The sequence below is a fragment of the Priestia sp. KCTC 13724 genome (assembly GCF_056820425.1).
Map to the genome: position 1 here is coordinate 1 of NZ_JBXDLD010000091.1, position 24,252 is coordinate 24,252.

The window sequence follows — 24,252 nt, forward strand, 5'->3', positions numbered from 1 at the left end:
CGTATCATACCAAGAGGGCTCTTTTTTGTTCAAGTCCCCGAAAATCCTTCTAACAGGAATGCTCCTTATTAAAAGTCTTTATCTTTACAATACTAGAATTACAGAAAAAAAGACAGCAGACATTCTGTTCACTATTCTTTAAGAGAATTTTTATAAAAAGGTAATTTTTCATCGTTTTTTCACTTTTCTCTTATATAGTAAAGACAGTACTTTTTTTTATAGATATGCCCCTTTTCACTCGTCTCTTGTAGACGAGCTTTTTTATGTTCTAAAATATGGCTAATATAGAAAAGGTATCGGACTAAAATCCAATACCCTTTTCGTTACGAATTTATAATCCCAAGTCTTCAATTTGTTTAACGATGCTTGAGATGTCTTGAATGGATTGAAAGAGCTCCGTATTTTCAAGCGCTGCAGGATCCAACTTTCCACCCTCTATGTTTTCTAGATACGTATTGATTCCGGCTAGCGCTTTCTCATTTTGCTCTAGTACCTGGTTGTGTAAGTCAGCTGCTAATTCAGGGGCATTGAGCTCATTGAAGCTTTCAATTTCTCCTTTCATGTCTTCTAGTTTCGTTTCAAATTCCGCTGCGGCTTTTGAATCTGTAATGGCTTGCTGTGCTAATTCGGGTGCTTCTTCAGCAAATGTTTTTGCCTCCTGTACATAGTCTGTCGCTTCGTTTACGTATGTGAGTGCGTCATTTGCTCCTTCCAGCATTGAACAGCCACCTAATGCAAAAGACGTGCTGGCTAGGATTCCTATCAACCATTTTTTCATTTGTTTTCCTCCCAGAAATTTATTTTCAACCTTTTAAGGTAGAAACCAATAAAAAAACCATCTTCACAATGTTTTTTGTAAAGATGGTTAAAATGACCTTTACCAAAAAACATTTGGCAAAGGTCTCGCTAACAATATTACATATTGCCAACAAAGCCGGAGAGATTCTCTCGGAATGACAACCTTGCTGTAGCAGCTACTCCCCTTTGGGAATTCCGTATAAATTTCTAACATCATTCTACCTTATTTATAAGAAACGCGTCAATTCTCACGAAGGAATGGTTTTTCCATTTAGATAATCAATGGTAGAATAAGAGAATCATAATGATAAGGGAGAGAACGTCTTGTCTGGACAGTCTAAAATACTCGCGTTTGTGGATATTGAAACAACCGGCTTAAGTCCCGCTAGTTGTGAAATGATTGAACTTGGAATTTTACTTTATGAATACGACGAACAGCTCCAAACCCTCACGGAGCTAGACCGCTATAATGGATTTGAAATGCCGACATACCCAATTTATCCTCATATTACTCGGCTAACTGGGATTACAAATGAAATGGTGGAAGGTCAAAGATTTAATGATGAAAAAGTGATCGAGTTGTTTAAGCAAGCTGATGGTATTATTGCGCACAATGCTTCTTTTGACCGTAGCTTTTTACTAAAGCGCTATTCCTTTTTACAAGACCTGAAATGGCACTGCTCGATGAGATCAGTAAAATGGAAAGAATACGGATTTGTCAATAAAAAGCTAACAACGCTCTTAGATGCACATGGAATTTCTAGAGAACATGCTCACCGTGCGATGGATGATATTGAAGCAACTGCTTTCTTGTTACAAAAAACCAATCCAGAGGGTAATATGTATTTAACCGAAGTTTTAAAGAAAGCCATGGGCAAACCAAAATCTGTTGTGAAACGATAAAAAGCATCTCATTTAGCTGAGATGCTTTTTTGTACTAAAAATGGGTTTTTCCATTCCATTAGCGTTCCGTAGTTACAAGACTCTTCATCTTCTAAATAGTTCTCTATCACTTTAAGCGGTGTTCGACCACAGCGCAGCAAAAATGTAATAACAGGATCTTGAATGGTACCTTTTGAAATTTCTTGGATATATTGCTCTGGCGTTAGCTTATCCTGATATAGGTGATAAGCAGGCATCCTCCCTCCACCTATTAGCCGGTCTAGTTTCAGATGATACTCGAAGTTTCATAGGTTCCTCCTTCCCAAACTTATTTGTCTATTTTTTTCTTTTAGTAAAAAAGATCTGCTAGCTCTCGGTAAATGGCCACAATATCGTCTATTTTCATTCGCACTAAGCCGCTTGAGGAAGGAGCCACGAAGTCAATTGTCCCTTCAATAACCGAAACCTCTTGAATTCCCCAAGGAACGTTTCTGCGTTTGCTGTATTGTTCGTAGACACCTTTTCCGACGAAGCAAACGACTTTTGGTTGATAAGTACGAATTTTATGAGCGAGCTGCTTTCGTCCTTCTTCATATTCTTCTTTCGTAATTTCCGCTGCCGCTTTTGTAGGACGATCTACAATATTCGTAAGACCATAACCAAGATCTAGTAAATCTACATCCTCTTCAGGCTTATAAAGTCGTGGTGTTAATCCGGACTTGTATAAAATACTCCAAAATCGATTGCGAGGATGTGCAAAGTGATAGCCTGTTTCACTTGATCGAATACTTGGATTAAAACCGACAAATAGAATTCTTAAGTCTTTCTTAATGCAATCTTGTACCAAATCCATGCCGTACCTCCTAAAAAAATCATCCATCTAGTATGAATGATTTTTTAGAAAATTATACGTTAAATACGAACAACGCGTCCGTTAAATTTTTTCTTCCAATAGCCTTGGGTCATATCAGCAATGCCGACGCCTTTACTTTGAGCACCAATGAATTTTCCATTTCCTACATAAATGCCAACATGTCCATCTGTTTTATATGTGTTAAAAAAGACAAGGTCGCCTGGCTGCATTTGTGAAGCGGAAATTTGTGTACCAGCATGCTTTAATGTTTCAGTGCTTACATAGCCGCGAGGTCCTAGCTCAACGCCGACTTGTGAATATGCCCAGTGTACAAACGATGAGCAATCAAAGAATCCGCGGTTGATATCCGCTTGGGTACGACCTCCACCAAATACGTATGCAGAATTACCAATCCATTTATTCCCAACCGTTGCGACATTAGAATGAGATGCAGCAGGAGCTGATTTAGCCGCTGGTGCTTCAACAGTAGCTTTTGATGTAGCTTTCGTACTTTCATTGTCTTGAGCAGGAGCTGCTTTTTCAGCAATAGATTGACTTGAAGCTGTAGCTACCTGCTGCTCAGCTTTTTCAGCTGCTTCTTTTTGTTCTTGCTCTCTTTGTTTTTTAGCTGCAATGCTGTCTGTTAACGTTTGTTCTTGCGTTGATAAATCTGTTTCTTGTTCCGTTAAAGATGCTACTTGCTGTGCATTTTCTGATTTTTTTTCATTTAACTGAGCAGCAAGGGTTTCTTGCTCCGCTTTTTGCTCCGCTAAATATTCATTAATACCCTTTAGCTCTTCTTTCATCGCTTCAAGATCTTTTAGTTTACCTTTTACAGAAGACTGTTTCTGTGCTACTTCATCTTGCATCTCTTTAGTTTCTTTTAGAATATCACGGTCTGCGCTAATGATTGTTGACACAGCTACCGAGCGGTCAACGAAATCCGAAAAGCTTTGTGAACCAAGAAGCACTTGAACATAATCAACGCTGCCTCCAGCTTCTTGAAGTGCTTTTGCACGCTGAGCCAAAACTTGATTGCGCTCTTCTAGCTTTTCATTTAGCGTATCGATGTCTTTTTGAAGGATGTCTATTTTTTCAGTTGTCTGCTTAATGCTGTCTTCTGTATCCGTTACTTTCTTTTCGTTTTCCTTAGCTGCTAATTTTAAACGCTCCAACTGAGCTGATAAGCTGCTTTGTTCTTTTTCTAAACGCTTCTTTTCTTCATTTGCGCTTGAAATTTTCCCTTGTAGTTCTTCACGCTCTTGTTGAATCGTCGTTTTTTGGTTTTCCATTTCATTTATCGTTGAGGCAAATGCTTCAGTTGAAAACACGCTTGATAGTCCTAAAACAACCGCTGCATTGGCAAAAATAGCTTTTTTATTCACTTTAAATTCCTCCATTACTTCATCTGTCTAATCCTCTATGTATATATCGAACTATTATTGTCGAAAAATAGCTAAAAATAGTCTTTTACTACGAAAATTATACCACGATGTATTTATATGAAATATTACAATTTCATTTCATAATTGGAAGACTTAGTGAAATAGAAGAAAAAAATAGCACGCAAACGCGTACTATTTTCCTGATTACTTCTCTATAGTTTGCTGATAGTATTGCTCTAGAGCTACAATCGCGCTCCCCATTCGTTCCTGAAGCGGAACTACCACGCGCTTCACGCCTTGATCATTTAACGCAGCAGCCGTTACTTTTCCAACTGATAACGCCACAACGTCTGTCTCAAATGCTTCTAAAACCTCTTGTTCTTTTCCTTTTTCGCGCGCAAACGAAAAAAGGTTACGAGGCTGAGGAGCGCTTGTAAAGTTGACTGCGTCTACCTTCCTAGTTAGTATTTCATCTAACAGTTGCTCCATCACGTCAGTTTGAGGAGGAATGTGCTTATAAGGAAGAATATCTTTGGCCTTGGCGTTTTGATCATTTAAAAAGGTCATTAATGCAGGCGCAGGATCTCCATGAAGCTGAAGCGCAACTTTACATCCATCAAATGAGTGACTCTTTAACTCTCGCACCAGACCAGCTGTACTGCCATCATCATCGCGAACCGTTGGTGTAAGGCCTATCTTTTTTAGCATATTAATGGTTTTATAGCCACGAGCCCCGATTTTAGCGCTCTTTAATGCCGCTAGGAATTCAGAAGCTAGCCCCATTTTATCAGCGGTATTGTATAAGATTTCTGTACCAATACCCGTAGTGAAAATAAACCAGTCGTACGTACCTTGAACAAGATCTTTTACGTCTTCTTCAAGATGAGTGTCATCTAAAAAAATTGTTCCTTGTGCCGGTCGAATAAGAGCCGTCCCACCTAAGTTTTCTACGATTTTTTTAATGTCCTCTACTTTTCGCTGACCAGCAAGGGCGACTCGTTTTCCTTCTAATCGTCTCATTGTAAACTCCTCCGTTTATGTAAATTACTGCGCAAATGGAGATGTGTGTTGAGGAATATATCCTAATTTCACTGAAATCTCCGCTGCTGCCGTTGTTACTTTTTTAATTAAAAATGGCATTCTTTCTTCATGAAAATGTGCATCAATTCCTGCAACGCTAATTCCCGCTACAATTTCTCCTTTATGGTTAAAGATTGGAGCTGAAACAGCTGTTGTATAATCTTCAAGCTCAGAATGGCTAATTGTATAGCCGTTTACACGTGCTTTATGAAGCTCTTCATTTAATTTTTCTTTGTCGGTAATTGTGCCTATGCCTATTGGTTTTAAATCGGTTACCTCTAAATAGCGCTGCTGCTCTTCAGATGATAAAAAAGATAAAATAATGCGAGAACAAGCACCAGCATAAAGCGGCGATTTTCGTCCAATCGATGTATAAAGACGTACGGGGTGCACGGCTTCAATCTTTTCAATATACATCGCTTCATCTCCATCGCGAACGATCAGATTAACGGCTTCTTCTACTTCATCGCGAAGCGCTTGCATAATCGGCAGCGCAAGCCCTCTAACATCTAGTCGATCGGCTACAAGCTGACCAAACTGCAAAAAAAGAAGCCCAAGCTCATAGTGGCCATATGGATTTTTCGTTAAAAAACCCATTTCTTCTAAGGATCCAAGCATTCGGTGCAGCGATGTTTTAGGGATATTTGTCTTATTCACTAACTCATTGAATGTAAGGCGAGGGTGATCAATGAACAGCGTTAGAATGCTCATCGATTTCACAACCGTTTTATTTTTATCCTGCATACTCACGCTCTCCTTTAATTTGAACATATTTTCACAATCTTTGTTTTATTATACAACAAACTAGCGGAAAGTACCTTATTTTAGGATGTTTTTTCGCCTTTAATTAGACATAAAAATAAAGAAAGCACCCTATATAAAGGCGCCTTCTGTTATTACTTATAAAGTTGTTGCTACCTGCTCTGGCTGAATCTCATATATTTCTAAAAACTTCGTTGTAAAATCTCCTTCTAAAAATTTCTCATGTTCTAGAAGGGATAAGTGAAACGGTATGGTTGTTTGCACTCCTTTAATATAAAATTCGCTGAGTGCACGCTTCATGCGCTGAATAGCTTCCGTACGATTTTTTCCGTAAACAATCACTTTAGCAATCATCGAATCATAAAAAGGTGGAATTGTATAACCTGCATATACTGCGCTATCTATGCGTACCCCAAACCCTCCAGGTGGAATGTACTCTGTTACTGTTCCCGGTGAAGGCATAAAATCACGCCAAGGATCTTCCGCATTTATGCGACACTCAATTGCGCATCCAGAAAAAGTAGTGTCTTCTTGCGTGAAGGATAGCGGATAACCTGCTGCTGCTAAAACTTGCTCTTTAATCAAATCTACCCCTGTTACTAACTCTGTTACTAACTCTGTTACTGGGTGCTCAACTTGAATACGCGTATTCATTTCCATAAAATAAAACGCACCGTATTTATCCAGTAAAAATTCAACCGTACCTACACCATAGTAGTTCACTGCTTTTGCAGCTTTCACAGCAGCATCTCCCATCTCATCCCGGAGCTTTTCGCTAAGCGCTGGTGACGGTGACTCTTCGATAAGCTTTTGATGACGCCTTTGGATGGAGCAGTCTCGTTCTCCTAAGTGAACAACGTGTCCATGCTTGTCCGCTAAAATTTGAATTTCAACATGACGCGGGTCTTCAATAAACTTTTCCAAGTACACGCCTTTGTCTCCAAACGCTTTTTCCGCTTCTTGCTGAGCTTGACGAACTGCTTTGTGAAGCTCTTCTTCATTAAAAGCCGTGCGCATTCCTTTACCGCCTCCACCAGCGGATGCCTTTACAATGACAGGGTAGCCAATTTCTTTTGCAATCGCAGCAGCTTCTGTACTACTTTTAATTAAACCGTCGCTTCCTGGTACAATTGGTACGTTTGCTCGCTTCATGGTATCACGAGCTTTTGCTTTAGCTCCCATATCTAAGATAGCCTGAGATGAAGGACCAATAAACGTTATCCCATACTCTAGACAAGCATCTGCAAACTGTGCACTTTCAGATAAAAAACCATACCCAGGATGAATCGCATCTGCATGTGACACGTCCGCTGCGCTGATGATGCTTTTACTATTTAAGTAGCTATCTTTAGGACTTTTCCCACCGATGCAGTATGCTTCATCAGCCATCTGTACATGAAGTGCATCGCGGTCTCCAGTAGAATACACAGCTACGGTTTTGATGCCAAGTTCCTTACATGCACGAATCACACGAACAGCAATTTCTCCTCTGTTAGCAATCAACACTTTTTTAAACATCGTCTCACTCCTTATTAGCGCTTATTGTTTGATTAAAAATAGAGGTTGGTCGTATTCAACAATATCGCCGTCTTTCACAAGAACCTCTATAATTTCTCCTTCAATTCCCGCTTCTACCTCATTAAAAAGCTTCATTGCTTCTACAGTACAGACGATATCATTAGCACGAACTCTATCACCTTCCGATACAAAAGGTGAAGCTCCTTGTTCAGGAGAGGAGTAGAAGGTTCCGACCATAGGAGAACGTACTTCGCAGACCGCTTTTGATGGCTCCTCATTTTTTAATGGAGGTGTGAGTTCTACCTCATTGTTTTTACTAGGCGTTAACACTTTTGTTGCTTCTTCCGTTAGTGTTTTATCAAGAACAATCACTGTTCCATCGTGTTCCACATGTAGCTTTTGAATGCCACCTTCATTCATTAAAGCTATAACCTCTTTTAATTCTGCAGTATTAATCATCCTTTTCTCCCCTTTCGTTTTTTAAGCTTCTTTTTGATAAAGTGCAATTGAACACGCTAACTGCTTCATAGTTTTTTCGTTTTCTAAATAAATTTGTTCAGCTTCTTCTAGGGTAATATATTGAAAATAAATGCTTTCTCCAGGCTTCACCTGAGCTAGAACTGGTAAGTCAGCCGTGATAACCTGAGCCATTTTTGGATAGCCACCCGTGGTTTGTCGATCTGCTAATAGAATGATTGGATTTCCGTCTGGCGGTACTTGAATAGATCCATTCGTTACGGCTTCTGATAGCAACTCTACTTTTTCAGTAAGTACCATTTCAGGACCAGCAATTCGATAGCCCATACGATCTGATTGAGTACTAACTTTAAAGGCTTGTTCACTAAAGGCTTGTTGACTTTCTTTAGTAAACAAATCAAATTGACTGCCTTTTATTACACGGATAATCGGCTTTTTTTCAAACGGTAAGCGTTCGTGAAAATTCACGTACCAGTTTGGCATATGTACACGGCTTGCCAACTTTACATGCTGATGTTGAGAACCCGTGAATTTAATTACATCGTTTGCCTGTAAAGCGCGCCCTTTGAAACCACCTAACTCGCCGCGTAAATAGGTACTTTTACTATTCATAACAGGAGATAGTAAAAAACCACCCTTTACTGCCAAATAAGCTCGACATCCTTTTTTACATGGTCCAAATTGAAGGGTACTTCCTTTTGACACGTAGATTGGTTTCCACATATGAACGGGTTCATTGTTAATGCTCGGTGCTAAATCACCTCCAGTGATAGCGATTACACAATCCTTTTCAAATTCAATTGTTGGACCCATTAAAGTCATTTCTAAGCAAGCCTCTTTTTCATCGTTCGCAACTAATAGATTTGCTACGCGCAAAGAATACGTATCCATAGCTCCGCTCACTAAGACACCGTGTTTTTGGAAGCCAGTTCGTCCTAAGTCTTGTATAGTCGTGAGTAAACCTGGCTTTAAGACCTTTATGCTCATGCTTATCTCTCCTTTGTAAATTTTAAAAATTCATGCTCTGTAATAGGGATGAATTTGACGATATTACCTGCTTCAAGTAAGCTAGGTGGATTTTGCTCTGGTAAAAATAAAGGCTTTGGCGTTTGACCAATCAACTGCCATCCTCCAGGCGTAGAGATGGGATAAACGCCTGTTTGCATTCCAGCAATCCCAACAGACCCTTTTGGAATGCTGGCGCGAGGAGACGACCTTCTCGGTGCCTTGATTTTCTCTGACATACCGCCTAAGAATGGAAATCCAGGCGCAAATCCAACCATATATACGAGGTATTCACCACTTGAGTGGATGGATATAACTTCATCAGGCGTCAAGCCATTGATCTTCGCTACATCTTGTAAATCGGGTCCATATTCGCCACCGTAGCAAACCGGAATTTCTACAGTATGAGATGGTTGATTTTTATGGTGCGTTAAACTAGCAAGCTTTTTCTCTATTAGAGCTGAAACAATTTTAAAAGGAGATATTAAAGATGAATCTTTGCCTTGATATGTTTGATAGACAATAAGCGGGTCGTAAAAAATCGTTAGGTTTGTAAATGCAGGGACACTCTCGACAAACCCTTCAAACGGTGTATCTTCAAGCATATTCATAAGCGCCATGATTTGTTTATGAGTACTAATGCTCATTTCTGAACCAAATGTTACAACCACAGCCGAATCTCCAAGTGGGGTCAGCTCTGCAATTGTTTTCTTGTTATCTACTGCTTTAATCATGTCTTTCACCTCGTTTATAAAATTCCAAGTTCATCATCACGTATATCGGTAATGAGCATGTGCCCTGGAGCATGCGTAATCATAATAGACGGTTTAACCTCCATCGCAACAGCTTGTGGAGTAACTCCACAGGCCCAAAAAACAGGCACTTCACCTTCGTGAATGGTCACTGCATCACCAAAATCAGGATGATCAATTTGTTGGATACCGATTTCTTTTGGACTACCAATATGAAGAGGACTTCCATGAACGGAAGGAAAGCGCGAGGTAACCTGCACCGCGCGAGGTACGTCTCGAGAAGGCATAGGACGCATACTTACAACCGTTACGCCTTTAAATAAGCCAGCTGATTTACATTCAATATTGGTTTTGTACATCGGGACATTACATTTCTCCTCAATGTGTCGGATAGGTATACCATTATTTAACAAGGCGTCTTCAAACGTAAAGCTGCAACCAATCAAGAAACCTACCATATCTTCTTCCCAAAGCGATGTAATATCCGTTATTTCTTCCGTTAATACACCTTCTCGATATACGCGGTACTTAGGTAAATCTGTACGAATATCTGCTCCTTTTGCAACGGTTAAATACGGTGATCCAACCTCTGTTACGTCTAATAATGGACACGACTTTGGGTTACGCTGACAAAATAGTAAAAAGTCATACGCATGTTCTTGTTTTAAGATTGCTAGATTTGCTTGGGCGTATCCATTCGCCATCCCTGCTGTTGGTCCAGTAATTTTCATTTCACGAATAAGCTTACGAATTTTTTCAGGTGTTTCAGTTGCGTAACTCATATTTGGTCTCCTTTCAACAATACGGAGGTGAATAAAATAATCCACCTCCAGCTCAGTTATTTAAATAATAAAGGCAGTTGATCAATTAATGTATATCCCCCCATTAACGCCATCACGATAACCACAAGGCTACCCGAGATCGTTAACCAAAGAGGGTGTTTATAATCTCCTACAATATCTTTTCGGTAAGCAGCAACTAAGAGCGTTCCAAGAGCAATTGGTAAAATCAATCCATTTATTGCGCCAACTAACAGCAATACTTTAACTGGCTTTCCAATGACTACAAAACATAGTGTTGACATAATAATGAAGCTGATAATTACCCAGTTATGATGCTGCTCTAAGCGTTTGCTAAATGTACGAATGAACGATACGGATGTGTAAGCAGCTCCAATAACAGACGTAATTGCAGCTGACCACATAACAACTCCGAAAATTTTATAGCCAATATTTCCTGCCGCTAGCTGAAAGACTGAAGCGGGTGGATTGCTTGCATCTATTTGAAGCCCTTGTGATACAACGCCAAGAACTGCTAAAAAGAGCGCAATACGCATAACAGACGTGATTAAAATTCCTACAACAGAACTCTTTGTCACTTGTGGTAGTGCATCAACACCTTTTATTCCTGCATCTAATAGGCGGTGACCTCCAGCGAACGTAATATAGCCACCTACCGTTCCACCCACTAACGTGACAATAGCAACAATATCAATCGTATCCGGCATTACTGTTTTTACTACAGCTTCTCCAACAGGAGGTGCCGTTTTAAACGCTACAAAAAACATTAAACCAATCATGACAAAGCCTGCGTACTGTGTGAAACGATCCATGGCCTTTCCAGCTTCTTTAATTAAAAAGATTGCCACTGCAATGATTGCACTTACAATTGCACCGTATTCAGGTGCGATACCAAACAAAGCATTTAATCCTAATCCAGCTCCTGCAATGTTTCCTACGTTAAAAGCAAGGCCACCCATAACAATTAGCCCAGCGATGACATAACCGAGGCCTGGCAACACCATGTTCGCAATATCTTGTCCTCTTTTTTCGGATACAGCGATAATTCGCCAAACGTTGGTTTGTGCAAAGATATCTAAAATAATTGATACTAAAATAACAAATCCAAAACTAGCTGCTAACGTTTGAGTAAAAACAGTAGTTTGAGTTAGAAACCCAGGACCAATAGCAGACGTGGCCATTAAGAAGGCGGCCCCCATCATGAGCGTCCAGTTAAGCTTAGGTACTGGCGACAGTTGCTGTTTTTTTGATTGTTTTATTGGCTCCATAATTAATTCTCCTCTCGATTAGCGGCATGATACGGCGACGCGTGTAATATCTGCTTGCTTAAAGGCTGTGTTAAGTGCATGAGCAAACTGCAAGGCATGTGTTCCGTCTCCATGAATGCAAACTGTATCTGCTTGAATCGGCACTGTTGTTCCTTGTTGAGACTGTACTTCTTTTCGCTCAATCATTCCAATAACTTGATTAATTGCTACTTCATCTTCTTCGATTAAAGCACCTTTCATTGTTCGAAGAGTTAAAGAACCATCTTCTTGATATGTACGATCAGCAAATACTTCATTTGCTGTTTGAAGCCCTATTTCTTTTCCTGCTTTTATGAGTTCACTTCCAGATAAGCCGAATAAAATAAGTTCTGGATTTACTGCATATACGGCTTCAGCAATTGCTTTTGATAATGCAGCATCTTTCGCCGCCATATTATAGAGAGCACCGTGTGGCTTTACATGCTGCATAGTACCTCCTTCCGCCTTTACAAATCCGTAGAGTGCACCAATTTGATATACGACTAAATCATACGCTTCACTAGGACTAATTTGAATATTCCGACGTCCAAACCCGCGTAAATCCTGCAAACCAGGATGAGCGCCAATAGCTACATCATGGTGCAAGGCAAGTTTTACGGTTTCTCGCATGACGGTTGGATCTCCAGCATGAAAGCCACACGCGATATTAGCCGAAGAAACAAACTTTAAAATCTCTCTATCATTTCCAATCTTATAAACGCCATAACTTTCACCTAAATCACAGTTCACGTCAATTCGTTTCATTTCTTCATCCCCTTATCTATCTTGTTGTACCGAAAAATGGAACTTAAATTCCGTTTTTCGGTTAAATTGATTTTATCATTTAAATGTCTGATACACAAGATAGTTGTCAGAACATTTAATATATTAGGTCAATTCTATTAATTGAAAGGTTTCTAGATAGGTATTTCACTGCAGGAAAAAAGAATCTCGAAATCCAAGGTTTTCTAAGTCATAATTCAAAAGGTAGTCTTTTTTACAAATGGATAGGAGGAAGAGAATGAAAAAGCATCAACTAATTGCTGCATCTATTGTAGGTATCAGCTTACTTTGGACCACCCCTACTGAGTTCAAAGCAGCGGAAATGGATACTACTAAAGTGGTGAAGACGGCTGCTGAATTATCAGGAATCGACTATGTAAGCGGTGGTGAAACAAAATCAGAAGGATTCGATAGCTCAGGGTTCATTTACTATGTAGTAGAAACGGCTTTAAATGTAGATATGCCGCGCACGTTAGAAGGGCAAGGTGAGTTAGGAACAGAAGTGAATAAAAGTGATTTAACAACCGGAGATCTGTTATTCTTCTCTACAAGCTCATCTACCATTACAAGCGCTGCAATCTATATTGGAGATGGAGAGATGATTTTCCCTTCTACTTCAAAAGGTGAAGTGGTTAAAGAAAGTTTCAAAGATAGTTCATTTTGGAATGAACATTTTATCAAAGCGAAAAGACTCAGTGCCTCTACCTTTTCATTTCCAGACTATAAAATTGTCTCGGAGAGTCGAGAGCAGCTAGGCGTTTCGTATCAATTTGGAGAAGAACGTCCAGAAGTTGGTTTTGATTGTTCGGGCTTTATTCAATATGTATTCAAAGAAGCATATAACGTAGCGCTCCCACGTTCTACGGATCAACAGTGGAACTTTGGTACATACGTTAAAAAAGAAGACCTACAAGTCGGAGACGTTGTCTTTTTTGAAGATACATACCGCAGCGGAATTTCGCACGCAGGTGTTTACATTGGTAAAAACCGTATAATGTGTATCTGTTACGACTGTTTCAAATGTAATCATGCTGTTAACTTTCCTTTCGTATATATGCTTAGTTCCACAAATGTTGTTGATTAAAATAAGATGTAATTTCTTGAAAGGATGCTACTTTTACGTGCGGAACGTTCTTTTCATCTAACAAATCTTGAAGAGCAGCTTTTGCAAACGTGATGTCTGCGCAAGCCGCTGGGTGTGAGTCTGGTTCACTATCACCGGCAAAATAGACCTGCTCATATTTTTTCTTGAAATCCTGAATAACTAACGATTTATCAATTCCGTAACGCTCAGAATAGCTCCAGTGCTTAGGATCAATTTGCAAGTGAACATTTTTTTCATGGAACACACCGGTATTTGAAAGTACTTCCACATTCTCTACACCATGCTTCTTCAGAAGAGGTCGAATATAGTAATCTGAACCTGCGCTTAAAACATAAAAATCTCCTCCTCTTTTTTGTACTTCTTGAATAAAAGCAGGAACTCCAGGATCAATTTCAATTCCATCAATGTCTTGTAAAATGACGTCCTCTGTTTGGTTAATTGAGCTGAAGACAGTTGACAAAAAGTCAATGTCCTTCAGCTTACCTGACTTCCATTCTTTATATAGCTTTCTACCTTCAGGAAAATGTTTTTCAATCACAATCCAATAAAAATCCTTTTGTGAAATGGTACCATCAAAATCTGATACAAAAGCAAAGCGTTTCATTTTATCTTCCTTTCATGTGAGCTACATCTCTAAAAGTTCTCGCAGTTCCTCTTCCGATAGACTTGTTAGCATCGTTTCACCCGGTTGAATTACCTGGCTAATCAACTCTCTTTTCTTCTGCTGCATCTCATAGATTTTTTCTTCAATCGTTCCTTGCGCAATTAAGCGAATTACTTGTACAACATTCTTTTGACCAAGGCGATGGGCTCGTCCGGCAGCCTGTTCTTCAACCGCTGGGTTCCACCATAAATCATATAGAATTACGGTATCTGCACCCGTTAAATTCAGCCCTGTCCCACCAGCTTTTAACGAGATTAGAAAAATATCATGCTCGCCTTTATTAAAACGGTTGGCCATCTCTACTCGGTCTTTTCCATCTGTTTGGCCATCCAAATAGAAAAAGGAAATGTTCTGTTCTGCAAGCTTTTCTCTAATGATATGAAGCATGCTCGTGAACTGTGAAAAAATTAGCATCCGCTTTCCGTTAGCTAATGCTTGATGAACGGTTTCAAGTAGCTGTTCCAACTTGCTGGACTCAGCTTCGTAGTTTTCAATAAAGAGAGCTGGATGACAGCAAATTTGACGTAAACGCGTTAAGCCAGCTAAAATCTTCATACGGTTTCGCTGAAAATCTTCTGTAGTTAACGAGCTTTTTAATTGCTCTAAATATCCAACGTACAGCTCTTTTTGTTCTTTTGACAGCTCTGAGCGCTGCGTTGTTTCAATTTTATCAGGAAGTTCTTTTAGAACGTCCTTTTTCACGCGACGGAGAATAAACGGGCGCACTAATTTGCTAATCCGCTCTGAGGTCATCTTTTTAAACCCTTGCTGACTTGGTAACAACCCAGGTAATATCGTTTGAAAAATAGACCATAGCTCTTCAAGTGAGTTCTCTATCGGTGTACCGCTTAATGCAAATCGCTTTGGAGCAGATATTGCCCGCACCGCTGCTGCCGCTTTCGTAGCATAGTTTTTAATCGTTTGAGCTTCATCTAAAATTAGAGCATGAAACTCTCTTTCTTTATATAACGACATATCCTGTCTAAGCGTTGGGTAAGACGTAATAAAAATATCTGCGTTCTCTTGAAGCAAATCGCTTCTCTCTTTTGGAGTTCCAGCAATCGTGTGCACCTTTAAAGAAGGCGCGAATTTCTCAAATTCATTCTTCCAGTTGTAAACTAAAGAAGCTGGTACAACAATTAAAGATGGATGCAATACAGCGTCTTGTTCTTTTTCTGAAAGTAAATAAGCAATGGTTTGAAGCGTCTTTCCAAGCCCCATATCATCAGCCAGTATACCGCCTAATGAATAGGTTGATAAAGATTTAAACCACCGAAATCCCGTATACTGATAGTCTCGAAGCTCTGCATGCAGCCCCGAAGGTATACGCCAATTACTTTGATCAGGTGCTCCGATACGTTTAACAAGCGTTTGAAACGCTTCGCTTAATCGACCTTTAGCCTCCTGTGATCGACCAAGAATTTCTTCAACTTGCATTCCTTTATATAGCGGAACGTGAAGGCGATTCTCTTCTAACTCTTCTTTTTTCACATTTAGCTCTGTAAACAAGTCCTGAATCCTCTGAAATCCATCTTGCTCAAGAGAAAGAAATGCTCCATTGTTTAAACGATAATATTTTTTCTTTTCAAGGACAGACCTAAGAACTTCTTGCACCGTTTTTTCATCAATTCCAGCCAAGTCAAAGTTGATTTCTAATAGATTGTTTTGCTGTTCTAAATCAATGCTTGTGATCAAATTTGAAGCATCATAGAGGGTTTCTTGTTTTGCTTCTTCACTTATACGGATGTCTACAAGTTCTTCAAGTTGAGGAAGAATACGAAATAAGAATTCAAACAACGCTTCTTCATCTTGCTGAAGGTAAAGCTGGTTTTTATAAATATTAATGGGTGCATGTTCAATAATATCCATAATAATTGCTTCTTTTTCCATATCTCGTACCAGAATAAACTTAGGTTTTTCATCGGTATTGTGAAAGGGATTAATCATAAAATCACCGTAGTGATATTCAAGCGTCACAAGAAGCTGTTCGCTTTCTTTCTCTACCCACAGCTTTGCCTGTAATGGCGGAGACATAACTTGATTTTCTACTGCTTGTGAAATTTTCACTTCTCCTACTTTGCGTAGGCCAGGTACTACTTGTGATAAAAACGTTCCCATCTGTTCATCATCAACTGATAGAACCGGCTGAACCGGCATGTTTTCCAGTAATCCTTCTACAAGCTTCCGCTGCTTCTTCGTGAGCTCATAAAAATGACCACTCGCAAAAATCCAATGATAACGATTAAAAAAAGAAGCTTCATCTAGGTCCCGAAAATTAATTTGAAACTCTTTGGCTTGATTTTCATCAATAAAAAAAGAAAATGGAAGGCCTTCTTTTTTCAGTAACACATCTCTATACGTCTCATCTTCATGAACAAAAGTCCAGTCTCTTCCTTGAAGTGCGTGTAAGAGTGATTTTGCTACAGACGTCGGGATAACAAGATCTTTGTTAGTAACGGTTCGCCTCGGAGAAGCATAGGTTTGTTTATAAAAGCGTTCGCTTTCGACAATTTGCTGTAAAAGGTTAAGAACGACTTCATCTTCTTTCGCAAAATAATGTACAACCGGATCATATGAAAACCGCTTGGTGAATTCATGCGGTTCATCCTCAGCTACATCATCTAAAAAAGACCGTAAATTCTTCACAACATAGGTACGCTCAACCCCTACCTTTACCTCAATTGTTAAGTAGAGCTCTCCGTCTCTAGAAAAGCGTTCTGAATGCGACTTACAAATATATTCAACCGATAATTGTTCTTTCTCATCCCTGCTATCACTTTCAATAACTGATTGATGAAAATCTGCGAAGGATTGAATAAAAGAATTGACGCGCTGGTGTTCATAGCTTTTCCGGCGAGATGTTGATGCAACGTCAGTTTTTGTTGCTTGTTGTTCACAAATGGCTAAAAGAACCGCTACCTCATGCTTACATTCACCAAACTCATGATAAGCTAGGCATTCACAAGAAGAAGCGTAACCTTGTTCTTTCATTTGAATCATAACCGTATATGATTCCGTTCCTTCAACAAACCCTATCCATGTTTTCGTTTGTTCATTGTATTCTAAGTCTGTTACTCGCTGTTGTTGATAATATGTATGACCTCTATAGTAGGTTCGACTTGAATATGCATCTTTTAAATACGCTTCATTTAACATTCGCATCTTTTTAAATCTTCCTATCGCTAAATTTTTTCCTCATAAAACAAATCATGCTCAAGTAATCTTGAGCATGATTTGTTTAATCTCTCTATTATATCATGTACATCCATTCGGTACTACCGAGCACATTTTTAAATATGATGCTCTACAGCATATAGAGCAGCTTGGGTGCGATCTTGAACCTGAAGCTTTGATAGAATGTTTGAGACATGCGTTTTAACCGTCTTTTCTGTTATATGTAAAGCAGCTGCAATTTCTTTATTACTTTTCCCTGAAGAAATTTCTTTTAACACTTCACGCTCTCGCTTTGTTAATAAATCTAACAATAAAGGCTCTTTTTTAACAGGTTGGGTTAATTTATTTAATAAATGAGCTGTTATCTTGGGACTTAACTGGTATTGACCGTTTATTACATTTCGAATTCCCACTATCAGCTCATCAGGGTCACTTTCTTTTAACTGGTAACTTTCCGCCCCTGCTTCTAATGCCGGTATTACGTGATCTTGATCTGAAAAGCTCGTTAGAATCAGTACTTTCACATTTGGCTGCTCTTGCTTAATTTGTTTAGTAGCCTGAATGCCATCAAGCTCTGGCATTGATAAATCCATCACGACAAGGTCAGGCTGTAGTTCTTTCACTTTTCGAACGGCTTCCTGGCCGTTTGACGCTTCGCCCACAATTTCTATATCGGGCTGGGTTTGTAAAAATAACGCTAACCCTTTGCGAACAACATGGTGGTCATCTGCAATTAAAATACGTATGCTCATCTTTCTCTCTCCTTAAAACGGAACAACAATTTGGATCGTTGTTCCTTCTCCTAGTTTACTAGTTACATGGAATGTACCGGATTGCTTTTCGACTCGTTGCTTCATTGCTCTTAAACCAATTGTAGGAAGCATTGCCGACTCATACTCTTCATAGCAAAAACCCATTCCTTTGTCGCTAACTGTCATAGTAACCTTTTCTTTTTGGATTGATAGAAAAAGATTTACATCGTGTACATCGGCATGCTTTCGGCAGTTATTCAAGGCCTCCTGCCCAGCTCTAAACAGCATTTCTTCCACAGAAGCTGGTAGAAAAGCCGTTCCTTCTCGAATTGCATTTACGTTTAAACCAATCATTTCACCATAGCTTGTTAATGCACAAACAAGCCCTTGCTGTAATCCATCTGGACGAAGCTGTAAAATCAGCGCTTTCATCTCAGCTTGCGCTTGACTAGCCGTTTGTTGAATTATTTCAAACATATCCCTGGACGCCTCATGGCCAGTTTTTGTTCCTGCTTTAGCCGTGAGCTGAATTGAGAATAAAAGCTGATTAACAGAATCGTGAAGGTCTTGTGCTAAGCGATTTCTTTCATCTCTTAGTCGCATTTCTTGTTCTTTTTTTGTTAAGTCTAACCGTTTAATAGCCGTTCCAATTTGGAGCGCAACAGCACCTAATATATCAAGCTCTTGTTGATCAAAATACTGTTTTCCTGGTGCCGCAACGTTCAATATGCCAAACTTTTCTTTTCCTGAATAAAGAGGAACGGTTGCGTGATGAGTGATGTTATTTGTTTCTCCCCAATCGTGAACTGTAGCTTCATCCAGCCTTTTGCATTCCATTGTATTTGTCGCTTTTGTTAATTTACCATTACAATAGCGGCTAACACACCAACAGCTGCCGTTACGCATAGGTTGAATTTGATGATTCGTTAACGCGTCCGGTAGATTATGAGCAGCCATGAGTTCATAATCTCCACACTCGTCAATTAAAAAAATCCACCCCGTATGTAATTGAGTTGCTTTAAGCAATTGAACCAGGGTATCTTGAAGCATTTGCTTTACGTCTGTACTTTCATTTAGGATTTCTGCAATATCCTTTAATATCTTTAGTTCCTTCAATTGTTTTTTTGTCATCTTCATCACCTAACTTAGTTATATAGCTATTTTATCATAAAGTAATAGTAGTTCATTCCAACTATCGTTCGTTTTTTGAAAAATATAAAAATAGTTTGTTAGATTCTTTAACAATTCGCTAGCGTTCGATTTTCATTCAAACTATACTACAATTAATACAAGAAATCGCAAAAAAAATGTCAGAAATTGATGATTTATTTCATAAAAAAATATTATTGAAAACGCTTCCAAAAATAGATTGTTAGTGCTAAAATGAATTTATTAAAAGGATAGGGATGTGACCGTCATGAATAAATTGTTTTTAGAAGAATTAAAATACATTATCCAATGCGAAGTGCCTCTGACAACATATCGCTTAACGCAATTAGAAGAAAAATTCTCAAAGCGATCAGAGCTTATTATTGAAATGTATCAACTTCTCTTCGAAAAGCGTCATGTTCTTTTATTTATAGACAATCTGGAAGCGGCCGTGTACGAATATCTTGTGAATCGTGAAATCTCAAATGCAAAAACTCGTTACGGTGCGGTTTTGTTTGTGGCAAATTTATTTGGTGAAACACCTACATATATAAAATGTAAGATTGCGAAATATCAGCAGTCCTCTATTTCGAATATGAGTGCGTAGTAATAGGTTGTTTGCGAAGAGAAATCCTTCAACCGAGGATTTCTTTTTGCTATTTAACAATCGTTCCTTTTTCCTCAGCTGGAAGATAAAAGGTTGTGATTGAAAATCGTCTATCATGTAAAATCTTCAGCGTATGACATACTGACTTATAATTTAAAGGAGGCTGATAAGATGAAGGTTATGTTTTTGGTAGACCGCTATTTTTTTCTTGAAAAGCAGGTTCACGAATACATGAAATTACTAGTTGTCAAAACCCCTGAACAAGTACTGCATTATTTTGAAAAACAATTAATAAGATATCAACGTTTATTATTACTCCAAAACCTTGACGCGTATCCTGATAGTGTTATTACCTCGATTCATTATCTAATTAAAGATTACTCTTCTGCTATTCACAAAGTCCAAACTTATTTAAGCTATCAAAAAGAACTACAAGTGTTAAATGATTAATGACAAGGAATGTTACATGAAAAAGCCCTCTAGCTTATTCATTTTATCTAGTAAATGAGCTAGAGGACTTTTGCTTGTTTTAGATTTTCATGATTCCGCCTGTGCTTGCCGATGTAACAAGTTTAGAGTAACGAGCAAGATACCCTTTTTTCACTTTTGGTTCAAAGCCTTTCCAATTAGCTTTACGAGCTTCCCAAACTTCAGGTGCCACTTCTACGTCCATGCGGCGCTCTTCAATATCAATTACGATATGATCTCCATTTTCAACAAATGCAAGTGGTCCACCTTCAGCAGCTTCTGGTGAAGCATGGCCAATTGATAAGCCACGTGATGCTCCAGAGAATCTTCCGTCTGTTAGTAAGGCTACTTTTGCCCCTAATCCCATTCCCATAATTTGAGAAGTAGGAGCTAACATTTCAGGCATTCCTGGTCCCCCTTTAGGTCCTTCATAACGAATGATAACTACGTCTCCGGCTTTGACTTTGCCGTTTGCAATACCGTGAAGGGCTTCGTCTTGAGAATCGAATACTACAGCTGGGCCTTCATGACGTGTTATACCGTCTTGAACACCACCAGTTTTAATGATAGCACCATCTGGAGCCAAGTTACCAAATAAGACAGCTAGTCCACCTTTTTCTGTAAACGGCTTATCAATTGGATGAATAACATTGTAGTCTTGTACTTCACACCCCGCAATGTTTTCACCTAATGTTTTACCTGTAACGGTCATTGTATCTAAATGAAGTGCACCTGGCTTTTTCGCAAGCTCATTAAGTGCAGCAGATACACCACCTGCTTCGTGTAAATCTTCAATAAAGACATCAGATGCTGGTGCAAGCTTAGATAAATGTGGTACGCGTGCTGCTACTTCATTAATGCGTTCAAGCGGATAGTCGATTTCTGCTTCGTTCGCAAGCGCTAGCGTATGTAAAACAGTGTTTGTTGAACCACCTAGAGCCATATCAAGCGCAAACGCATTGTCAATTGCTTTTTCTGTTACGATATCACGTGGTTTTAAATCTAGCTTAATTAATTCCATTAACTGCTTCGCTGATTTTTTCACAAACTCTTTACGTTCAGGTGCAACAGCCAAGATTGTACCATTTCCAGGTAGCGCTAAGCCTAATGCTTCAGCTAAACAGTTCATTGAGTTAGCCGTGAACATCCCAGAACATGAACCACATGTCGGACAACCAAACTGTTCTAATTCTTGAAGTCCTTTGCCATCAATTTTCCCTGCTTGGTAAGCACCTACGCCTTCAAATACTGAAGATAATGAAATGCGTCGACCATCGCTTGTTTGTCCGGCTTTCATCGGTCCGCCGCTTACAAAAATAGATGGGATATTTAAGCGTAAGGAAGCCATTAGCATTCCTGGCGTAATTTTATCACAGTTTGGAATACAAACCATTCCGTCAAACCAGTGTGCTGAAACAACTGTTTCTACTGAATCGGCAATGATTTCGCGACTTGGAAGTGAGTAGCGCATACCGATATGTCCCATTGCAATCCCATCATCTACGCCGATTGTATTCATTTCAAACGGAACGCCGCCCGCTTCGCGAATAGCATCTTTTACAATTTTCCCGAACTCTTGCAAATGTACATGCCCAGGTACAATATCAATATATGAATTTACAACAGCGATAAACGGTTTATTAAAATCTTCTTCTTTTACTCCAGCAGCACGTAGTAAGCTTCTATGAGGTGCTCTGTCAAAACCTTTTTTGATCATGTTACTTCTTAATTCTGTCACAATAATTCCCTCCGTATTCGTAACGATCCAAAGAAATATAAGTCTTTTAAATTATTTAACAATTTTTAATATAGATACTAATTTAACAAATTAACATGTGCTTTGTAAAGGCTTATAACAAAATAAGCAGATTTTTATGTTGAAATAATAAAAAAACCTCGATGGTTTCGAAGAACCTCGAGGTTTTTAGGGATTATGCAAATACTGAAGTTAATACTGGAACAACTTGTTTTTTACGTGATACAACGCCTTTTAATAGCGCCATGTTGTTCACTAGCGGTACTCCATATGCTTGCTCTACTTTTGAAACTTCTGCGCCAAGTGCAATAGCAGTTGAATCACTGTTTAAGATATCTGTTACAACAAGTAAGAATAAGTCTAATTCTTTCGCTTGGATTGTTGCTGCAATTACTTCTTCAATTTCTGTTTTACGTTCAATCACATCATTTACATCCACTGCGTTTACTTGAGCAATTTCTACTTTGCTAGCGCCCATTGTAAATTCTTTTGCATCAAGTGAAATTAATTCAGCTGCTGTTTTGTCTCCAAGGTCTGCACCTGCTTTTAACATTGCTAGTCCATATTCTGCTGCATCTACACCAGCGATAGCTGCTAGCTCTTTTGCTGCTGCAACGTCTTGGTCTGTACAAGTTGGTGATTTAAACAATAGTGAATCAGAAATAATAGCTGATAACATTAACCCAGCAATATTTGGCTCGATTTCAACACCATTTTCTTTGTACATTTTGTTTAAAATTGTTGCTGTACAACCTACAGGCTCTGCACGATAGTATAGTGGATCTGCTGTTTCAAAGTTTGCAATACGGTGGTGATCAATTACTTCAAGTACGCGTACTTGGTCAATGTCTATTGCACTTTGTTGACGCTCGTTGTGGTCAACTAAAATAACTTCATTTACTTCTTTTGATACTTCAGCTACAAAGCGTGGTACTTCTGCGTTGAACTTCTCTAACGCAAATTGTGTTTCACCATTAATGTCCCCTAAACGTACAGGTTCTGCATTCACACCTAGCTTTGTTTTTAAATCCGCATAAGCAATTGCCGAGCAGATTGTATCTGTGTCTGGATTTTTATGTCCGAAAATAAATACTTTTTCCATAGAACTCTCTCTCCTTCTAACTATGTAAATAAAAGTCTTGTTCCTTTGACGTAAACTCTACGCGTTAGGAAGCAACATTGACATTTTAACACAAACTTTCCTGTTCGTTTTACTATTTATTGAAAAATTCTTTTCTTTAGATAAAATAATTCCTTTTTATTCGGTATGAATGGATGGAATTATTTTATGTGAGCGCTTTATTATTTGATTTCAATTTTAAATGCACTATCTTGCCACCTCTGATAAAGATAAAAAAGAATGGCCAAAGCGGTCATAATTTAAAAAAGCTGGAATGCATTTACAGAGTGCATTTCATAAATCCCTAAACGTTGGAAAAATGGGCTCATTATATAAGCTTGAAATAAATCAAAGATGGCATTTAAGATAAAAAACGCCCAAAAGCCGGGATAAGTAAAATAAAAAATAAGAAGTGTACCCACAAAAAATACGCCAAATACAAACGGGGTCATATCCTCTAAGAAAAACAGCGTTTGGTTAACTTCCCACCAATCATAGCGTTTAGCCATTTCAAAGAAATCGTCAGCATAACAATCCCAAAAAGCCCAGCGAAAACATACCGCTTTATGCGATTGCTATCAAAGAAAAAGAATAACAGCCATGGTCCAATAAACAATCCCAACATTACGGTTTGTGCCACGCATATAGCCTCCTTTAATTACATTTTACTGTTAATGTGCGTAAAAGAGGGAATTATATGAATAACTATCAAAAAAAAGAAAGCTAGCACGCATGCTAACTTTCTTTTTTTTGGGGGAGATTACACCACTTCTATTAAACGCTCTCTGTGGGTGCAGATTCTTTTAGATGGTGGTAAAAATCGTGTAGCTGCGATTCATACTGAATTCTCAGCTTGTACTCACAGGGGGTAAATTCAACTAGATGAGACGCAAATAAATAACCAACCAATCGATGAAGTTCACCAGCATTCATTTCCACTCCAGCTATTTCGCATAACTTTCTTTGAATAACCTCTTCTAGTACACGCACTTTTTCATCATGTGATAAAAATAGCACCCCACCAACCCCTTATCTTTTCTAATGAAACATGTTCACCTTAAGTATAAAGTAAAAAC

Annotated in this window: 24 protein-coding genes and 1 pseudogene; 4 read left to right on the forward strand and 21 right to left on the reverse strand. The window is 38.8% G+C overall.

Annotated features, from left to right (window positions below; all coding sequences use genetic code 11):
• Positions 1-331 precede the first annotated feature (331 nt).
• Positions 332-778: a DUF6376 family protein gene (locus AC1UFB_RS13155; RefSeq protein ID WP_100347764.1), complete on the reverse strand. Its 447-nt coding sequence runs from the start codon at positions 776-778 to the stop codon at positions 332-334.
• A gap of 344 nt (positions 779-1,122) precedes the next feature.
• Here AC1UFB_RS13155 and AC1UFB_RS13160 point away from each other — a divergent pair, with 344 nt between their 5' ends.
• Positions 1,123-1,701 carry an exonuclease domain-containing protein gene (locus AC1UFB_RS13160; RefSeq protein WP_025911058.1) on the forward strand — a complete coding sequence of 193 codons (579 nt, stop codon included), beginning with the start codon at positions 1,123-1,125 and terminating at the stop codon, positions 1,699-1,701.
• Positions 1,702-1,709: 8 nt separating this feature from the next.
• Here AC1UFB_RS13160 and AC1UFB_RS13165 read toward each other — a convergent pair.
• The 12 genes and pseudogenes from AC1UFB_RS13165 to AC1UFB_RS13220 all read right to left on the reverse strand — a co-directional run.
• Positions 1,710-1,973 (reverse strand): annotated as a pseudogene (locus AC1UFB_RS13165) (GNAT family N-acetyltransferase); the annotation flags it as partial.
• Positions 1,974-2,029: 56 nt separating this feature from the next.
• Positions 2,030-2,533 carry a G/U mismatch-specific DNA glycosylase gene (gene mug / locus AC1UFB_RS13170; RefSeq protein ID WP_025911062.1) on the reverse strand — a complete coding sequence of 168 codons (504 nt, stop codon included), beginning with the start codon at positions 2,531-2,533 and terminating at the stop codon, positions 2,030-2,032.
• 59 nt (positions 2,534-2,592) lie between these two features.
• Entirely contained in the window at positions 2,593-3,918 is a 1,326-nt protein-coding gene (locus AC1UFB_RS13175; RefSeq protein ID WP_076512970.1) for a C40 family peptidase, read from the reverse strand.
• 204 nt (positions 3,919-4,122) lie between these two features.
• Positions 4,123-4,938, reverse strand: coding sequence for a uroporphyrinogen-III synthase (locus AC1UFB_RS13180; RefSeq protein WP_100347761.1), 816 nt, complete (start codon positions 4,936-4,938; stop codon positions 4,123-4,125).
• 24 nt (positions 4,939-4,962) lie between these two features.
• Positions 4,963-5,742, reverse strand: coding sequence for an IclR family transcriptional regulator (locus AC1UFB_RS13185; RefSeq protein ID WP_482589388.1), 780 nt, complete (start codon positions 5,740-5,742; stop codon positions 4,963-4,965).
• 156 nt (positions 5,743-5,898) lie between these two features.
• On the reverse strand, positions 5,899-7,278 hold the full coding sequence (gene accC, locus AC1UFB_RS13190) for an acetyl-CoA carboxylase biotin carboxylase subunit (RefSeq protein WP_482589389.1): 1,380 nt from the start codon (positions 7,276-7,278) through the stop codon (positions 5,899-5,901).
• Between the two features lie 21 nt (positions 7,279-7,299).
• Positions 7,300-7,737, reverse strand: a complete 438-nt coding sequence (gene accB, locus AC1UFB_RS13195) for an acetyl-CoA carboxylase biotin carboxyl carrier protein (RefSeq protein WP_100347758.1) — start codon at positions 7,735-7,737, stop codon at positions 7,300-7,302.
• A 21-nt stretch (positions 7,738-7,758) separates the two neighbouring features.
• Positions 7,759-8,742, reverse strand: coding sequence for a 5-oxoprolinase subunit C family protein (locus AC1UFB_RS13200; protein WP_061784620.1), 984 nt, complete (start codon positions 8,740-8,742; stop codon positions 7,759-7,761).
• Positions 8,743-8,744: 2 nt separating this feature from the next.
• Positions 8,745-9,494: a 5-oxoprolinase subunit PxpB gene (gene pxpB, locus AC1UFB_RS13205; protein ID WP_100347757.1), complete on the reverse strand. Its 750-nt coding sequence runs from the start codon at positions 9,492-9,494 to the stop codon at positions 8,745-8,747.
• A gap of 14 nt (positions 9,495-9,508) precedes the next feature.
• The gene (locus AC1UFB_RS13210) at positions 9,509-10,294 is read right to left on the reverse strand and encodes a putative hydro-lyase (protein ID WP_061784622.1); all 786 of its coding nucleotides are present in this window, start codon (positions 10,292-10,294) and stop codon (positions 9,509-9,511) included.
• A gap of 56 nt (positions 10,295-10,350) precedes the next feature.
• Entirely contained in the window at positions 10,351-11,580 is a 1,230-nt protein-coding gene (locus AC1UFB_RS13215; protein WP_078989765.1) for an NRAMP family divalent metal transporter, read from the reverse strand.
• A gap of 18 nt (positions 11,581-11,598) precedes the next feature.
• Positions 11,599-12,363: a LamB/YcsF family protein gene (locus tag AC1UFB_RS13220; protein WP_025911075.1), complete on the reverse strand. Its 765-nt coding sequence runs from the start codon at positions 12,361-12,363 to the stop codon at positions 11,599-11,601.
• 256 nt (positions 12,364-12,619) lie between these two features.
• Between AC1UFB_RS13220 and AC1UFB_RS13225 the strand changes: the two genes are divergently transcribed.
• On the forward strand, positions 12,620-13,465 hold the full coding sequence (locus AC1UFB_RS13225) for a C40 family peptidase (protein ID WP_051567191.1): 846 nt from the start codon (positions 12,620-12,622) through the stop codon (positions 13,463-13,465).
• Here the strand turns inward: AC1UFB_RS13225 and AC1UFB_RS13230 are convergent.
• The 4 genes from AC1UFB_RS13230 to AC1UFB_RS13245 form a co-directional block, all read right to left on the reverse strand.
• On the reverse strand, positions 13,440-14,090 hold the full coding sequence (locus tag AC1UFB_RS13230; protein WP_061784627.1) for an MtnX-like HAD-IB family phosphatase: 651 nt from the start codon (positions 14,088-14,090) through the stop codon (positions 13,440-13,442). The genes AC1UFB_RS13225 and AC1UFB_RS13230 overlap by 26 nt on opposite strands.
• Positions 14,091-14,111: 21 nt before the next feature.
• On the reverse strand, positions 14,112-17,312 hold the full coding sequence (locus AC1UFB_RS13235) for a DEAD/DEAH box helicase (RefSeq protein ID WP_328100718.1): 3,201 nt from the start codon (positions 17,310-17,312) through the stop codon (positions 14,112-14,114).
• Positions 17,313-17,440: 128 nt separating this feature from the next.
• On the reverse strand, positions 17,441-18,076 hold the full coding sequence (locus AC1UFB_RS13240) for a response regulator (RefSeq protein ID WP_482589390.1): 636 nt from the start codon (positions 18,074-18,076) through the stop codon (positions 17,441-17,443).
• Between the two features lie 12 nt (positions 18,077-18,088).
• On the reverse strand, positions 18,089-19,207 hold the full coding sequence (locus AC1UFB_RS13245; RefSeq protein WP_482589391.1) for a GAF domain-containing sensor histidine kinase: 1,119 nt from the start codon (positions 19,205-19,207) through the stop codon (positions 18,089-18,091).
• 286 nt (positions 19,208-19,493) lie between these two features.
• Here AC1UFB_RS13245 and AC1UFB_RS13250 point away from each other — a divergent pair, with 286 nt between their 5' ends.
• Entirely contained in the window at positions 19,494-19,832 is a 339-nt protein-coding gene (locus AC1UFB_RS13250; protein ID WP_025911084.1) for a hypothetical protein, read from the forward strand.
• Between the two features lie 171 nt (positions 19,833-20,003).
• Positions 20,004-20,282, forward strand: a complete 279-nt coding sequence (locus tag AC1UFB_RS13255) for a hypothetical protein (protein ID WP_062686307.1) — start codon at positions 20,004-20,006, stop codon at positions 20,280-20,282.
• Between the two features lie 79 nt (positions 20,283-20,361).
• Here AC1UFB_RS13255 and ilvD read toward each other — a convergent pair whose 3' ends face one another.
• From ilvD to AC1UFB_RS13275, 4 genes are all read right to left on the reverse strand, one after another.
• On the reverse strand, positions 20,362-22,038 hold the full coding sequence (gene ilvD, locus AC1UFB_RS13260) for a dihydroxy-acid dehydratase (protein WP_025911088.1): 1,677 nt from the start codon (positions 22,036-22,038) through the stop codon (positions 20,362-20,364).
• Positions 22,039-22,231: 193 nt separating this feature from the next.
• The gene (locus AC1UFB_RS13265) at positions 22,232-23,158 is read right to left on the reverse strand and encodes a manganese-dependent inorganic pyrophosphatase (RefSeq protein ID WP_025911090.1); all 927 of its coding nucleotides are present in this window, start codon (positions 23,156-23,158) and stop codon (positions 22,232-22,234) included.
• Positions 23,159-23,633: 475 nt separating this feature from the next.
• Positions 23,634-23,816, reverse strand: a complete 183-nt coding sequence (locus tag AC1UFB_RS13270; RefSeq protein ID WP_328100721.1) for a hypothetical protein — start codon at positions 23,814-23,816, stop codon at positions 23,634-23,636.
• 134 nt (positions 23,817-23,950) lie between these two features.
• A complete protein-coding gene (locus tag AC1UFB_RS13275) occupies positions 23,951-24,193 on the reverse strand; it encodes a hypothetical protein (RefSeq protein WP_025911092.1) in 243 nt (80 codons plus the stop codon).
• Between the last annotated feature and the right edge of the window lie 59 nt (positions 24,194-24,252).

Coding starts and splice junctions, on each gene's coding strand:
- AC1UFB_RS13155 (WP_100347764.1), bottom strand. CDS start 778: ATGAAAAAATGGTTGATAGGAATCCTAGCCAGCACGTCTTTTGCATTA.
- mug (WP_025911062.1), bottom strand. CDS start 2,533: ATGGATTTGGTACAAGATTGCATTAAGAAAGACTTAAGAATTCTATTT.
- AC1UFB_RS13180 (WP_100347761.1), bottom strand. CDS start 4,938: ATGAGACGATTAGAAGGAAAACGAGTCGCCCTTGCTGGTCAGCGAAAA.
- AC1UFB_RS13185 (WP_482589388.1), bottom strand. CDS start 5,742: ATGCAGGATAAAAATAAAACGGTTGTGAAATCGATGAGCATTCTAACG.
- accC (WP_482589389.1), bottom strand. CDS start 7,278: ATGTTTAAAAAAGTGTTGATTGCTAACAGAGGAGAAATTGCTGTTCGT.
- accB (WP_100347758.1), bottom strand. CDS start 7,737: ATGATTAATACTGCAGAATTAAAAGAGGTTATAGCTTTAATGAATGAA.
- AC1UFB_RS13200 (WP_061784620.1), bottom strand. CDS start 8,742: ATGAGCATAAAGGTCTTAAAGCCAGGTTTACTCACGACTATACAAGAC.
- pxpB (WP_100347757.1), bottom strand. CDS start 9,494: ATGATTAAAGCAGTAGATAACAAGAAAACAATTGCAGAGCTGACCCCA.
- AC1UFB_RS13210 (WP_061784622.1), bottom strand. CDS start 10,294: ATGAGTTACGCAACTGAAACACCTGAAAAAATTCGTAAGCTTATTCGT.
- AC1UFB_RS13215 (WP_078989765.1), bottom strand. CDS start 11,580: ATGGAGCCAATAAAACAATCAAAAAAACAGCAACTGTCGCCAGTACCT.
- AC1UFB_RS13220 (WP_025911075.1), bottom strand. CDS start 12,363: ATGAAACGAATTGACGTGAACTGTGATTTAGGTGAAAGTTATGGCGTT.
- AC1UFB_RS13225 (WP_051567191.1), top strand. CDS start 12,620: ATGAAAAAGCATCAACTAATTGCTGCATCTATTGTAGGTATCAGCTTA.
- AC1UFB_RS13230 (WP_061784627.1), bottom strand. CDS start 14,090: ATGAAACGCTTTGCTTTTGTATCAGATTTTGATGGTACCATTTCACAA.
- AC1UFB_RS13235 (WP_328100718.1), bottom strand. CDS start 17,312: ATGCGAATGTTAAATGAAGCGTATTTAAAAGATGCATATTCAAGTCGA.
- AC1UFB_RS13240 (WP_482589390.1), bottom strand. CDS start 18,076: ATGAGCATACGTATTTTAATTGCAGATGACCACCATGTTGTTCGCAAA.
- AC1UFB_RS13245 (WP_482589391.1), bottom strand. CDS start 19,207: ATGACAAAAAAACAATTGAAGGAACTAAAGATATTAAAGGATATTGCA.
- AC1UFB_RS13250 (WP_025911084.1), top strand. CDS start 19,494: ATGAATAAATTGTTTTTAGAAGAATTAAAATACATTATCCAATGCGAA.
- AC1UFB_RS13255 (WP_062686307.1), top strand. CDS start 20,004: ATGAAGGTTATGTTTTTGGTAGACCGCTATTTTTTTCTTGAAAAGCAG.
- AC1UFB_RS13265 (WP_025911090.1), bottom strand. CDS start 23,158: ATGGAAAAAGTATTTATTTTCGGACATAAAAATCCAGACACAGATACA.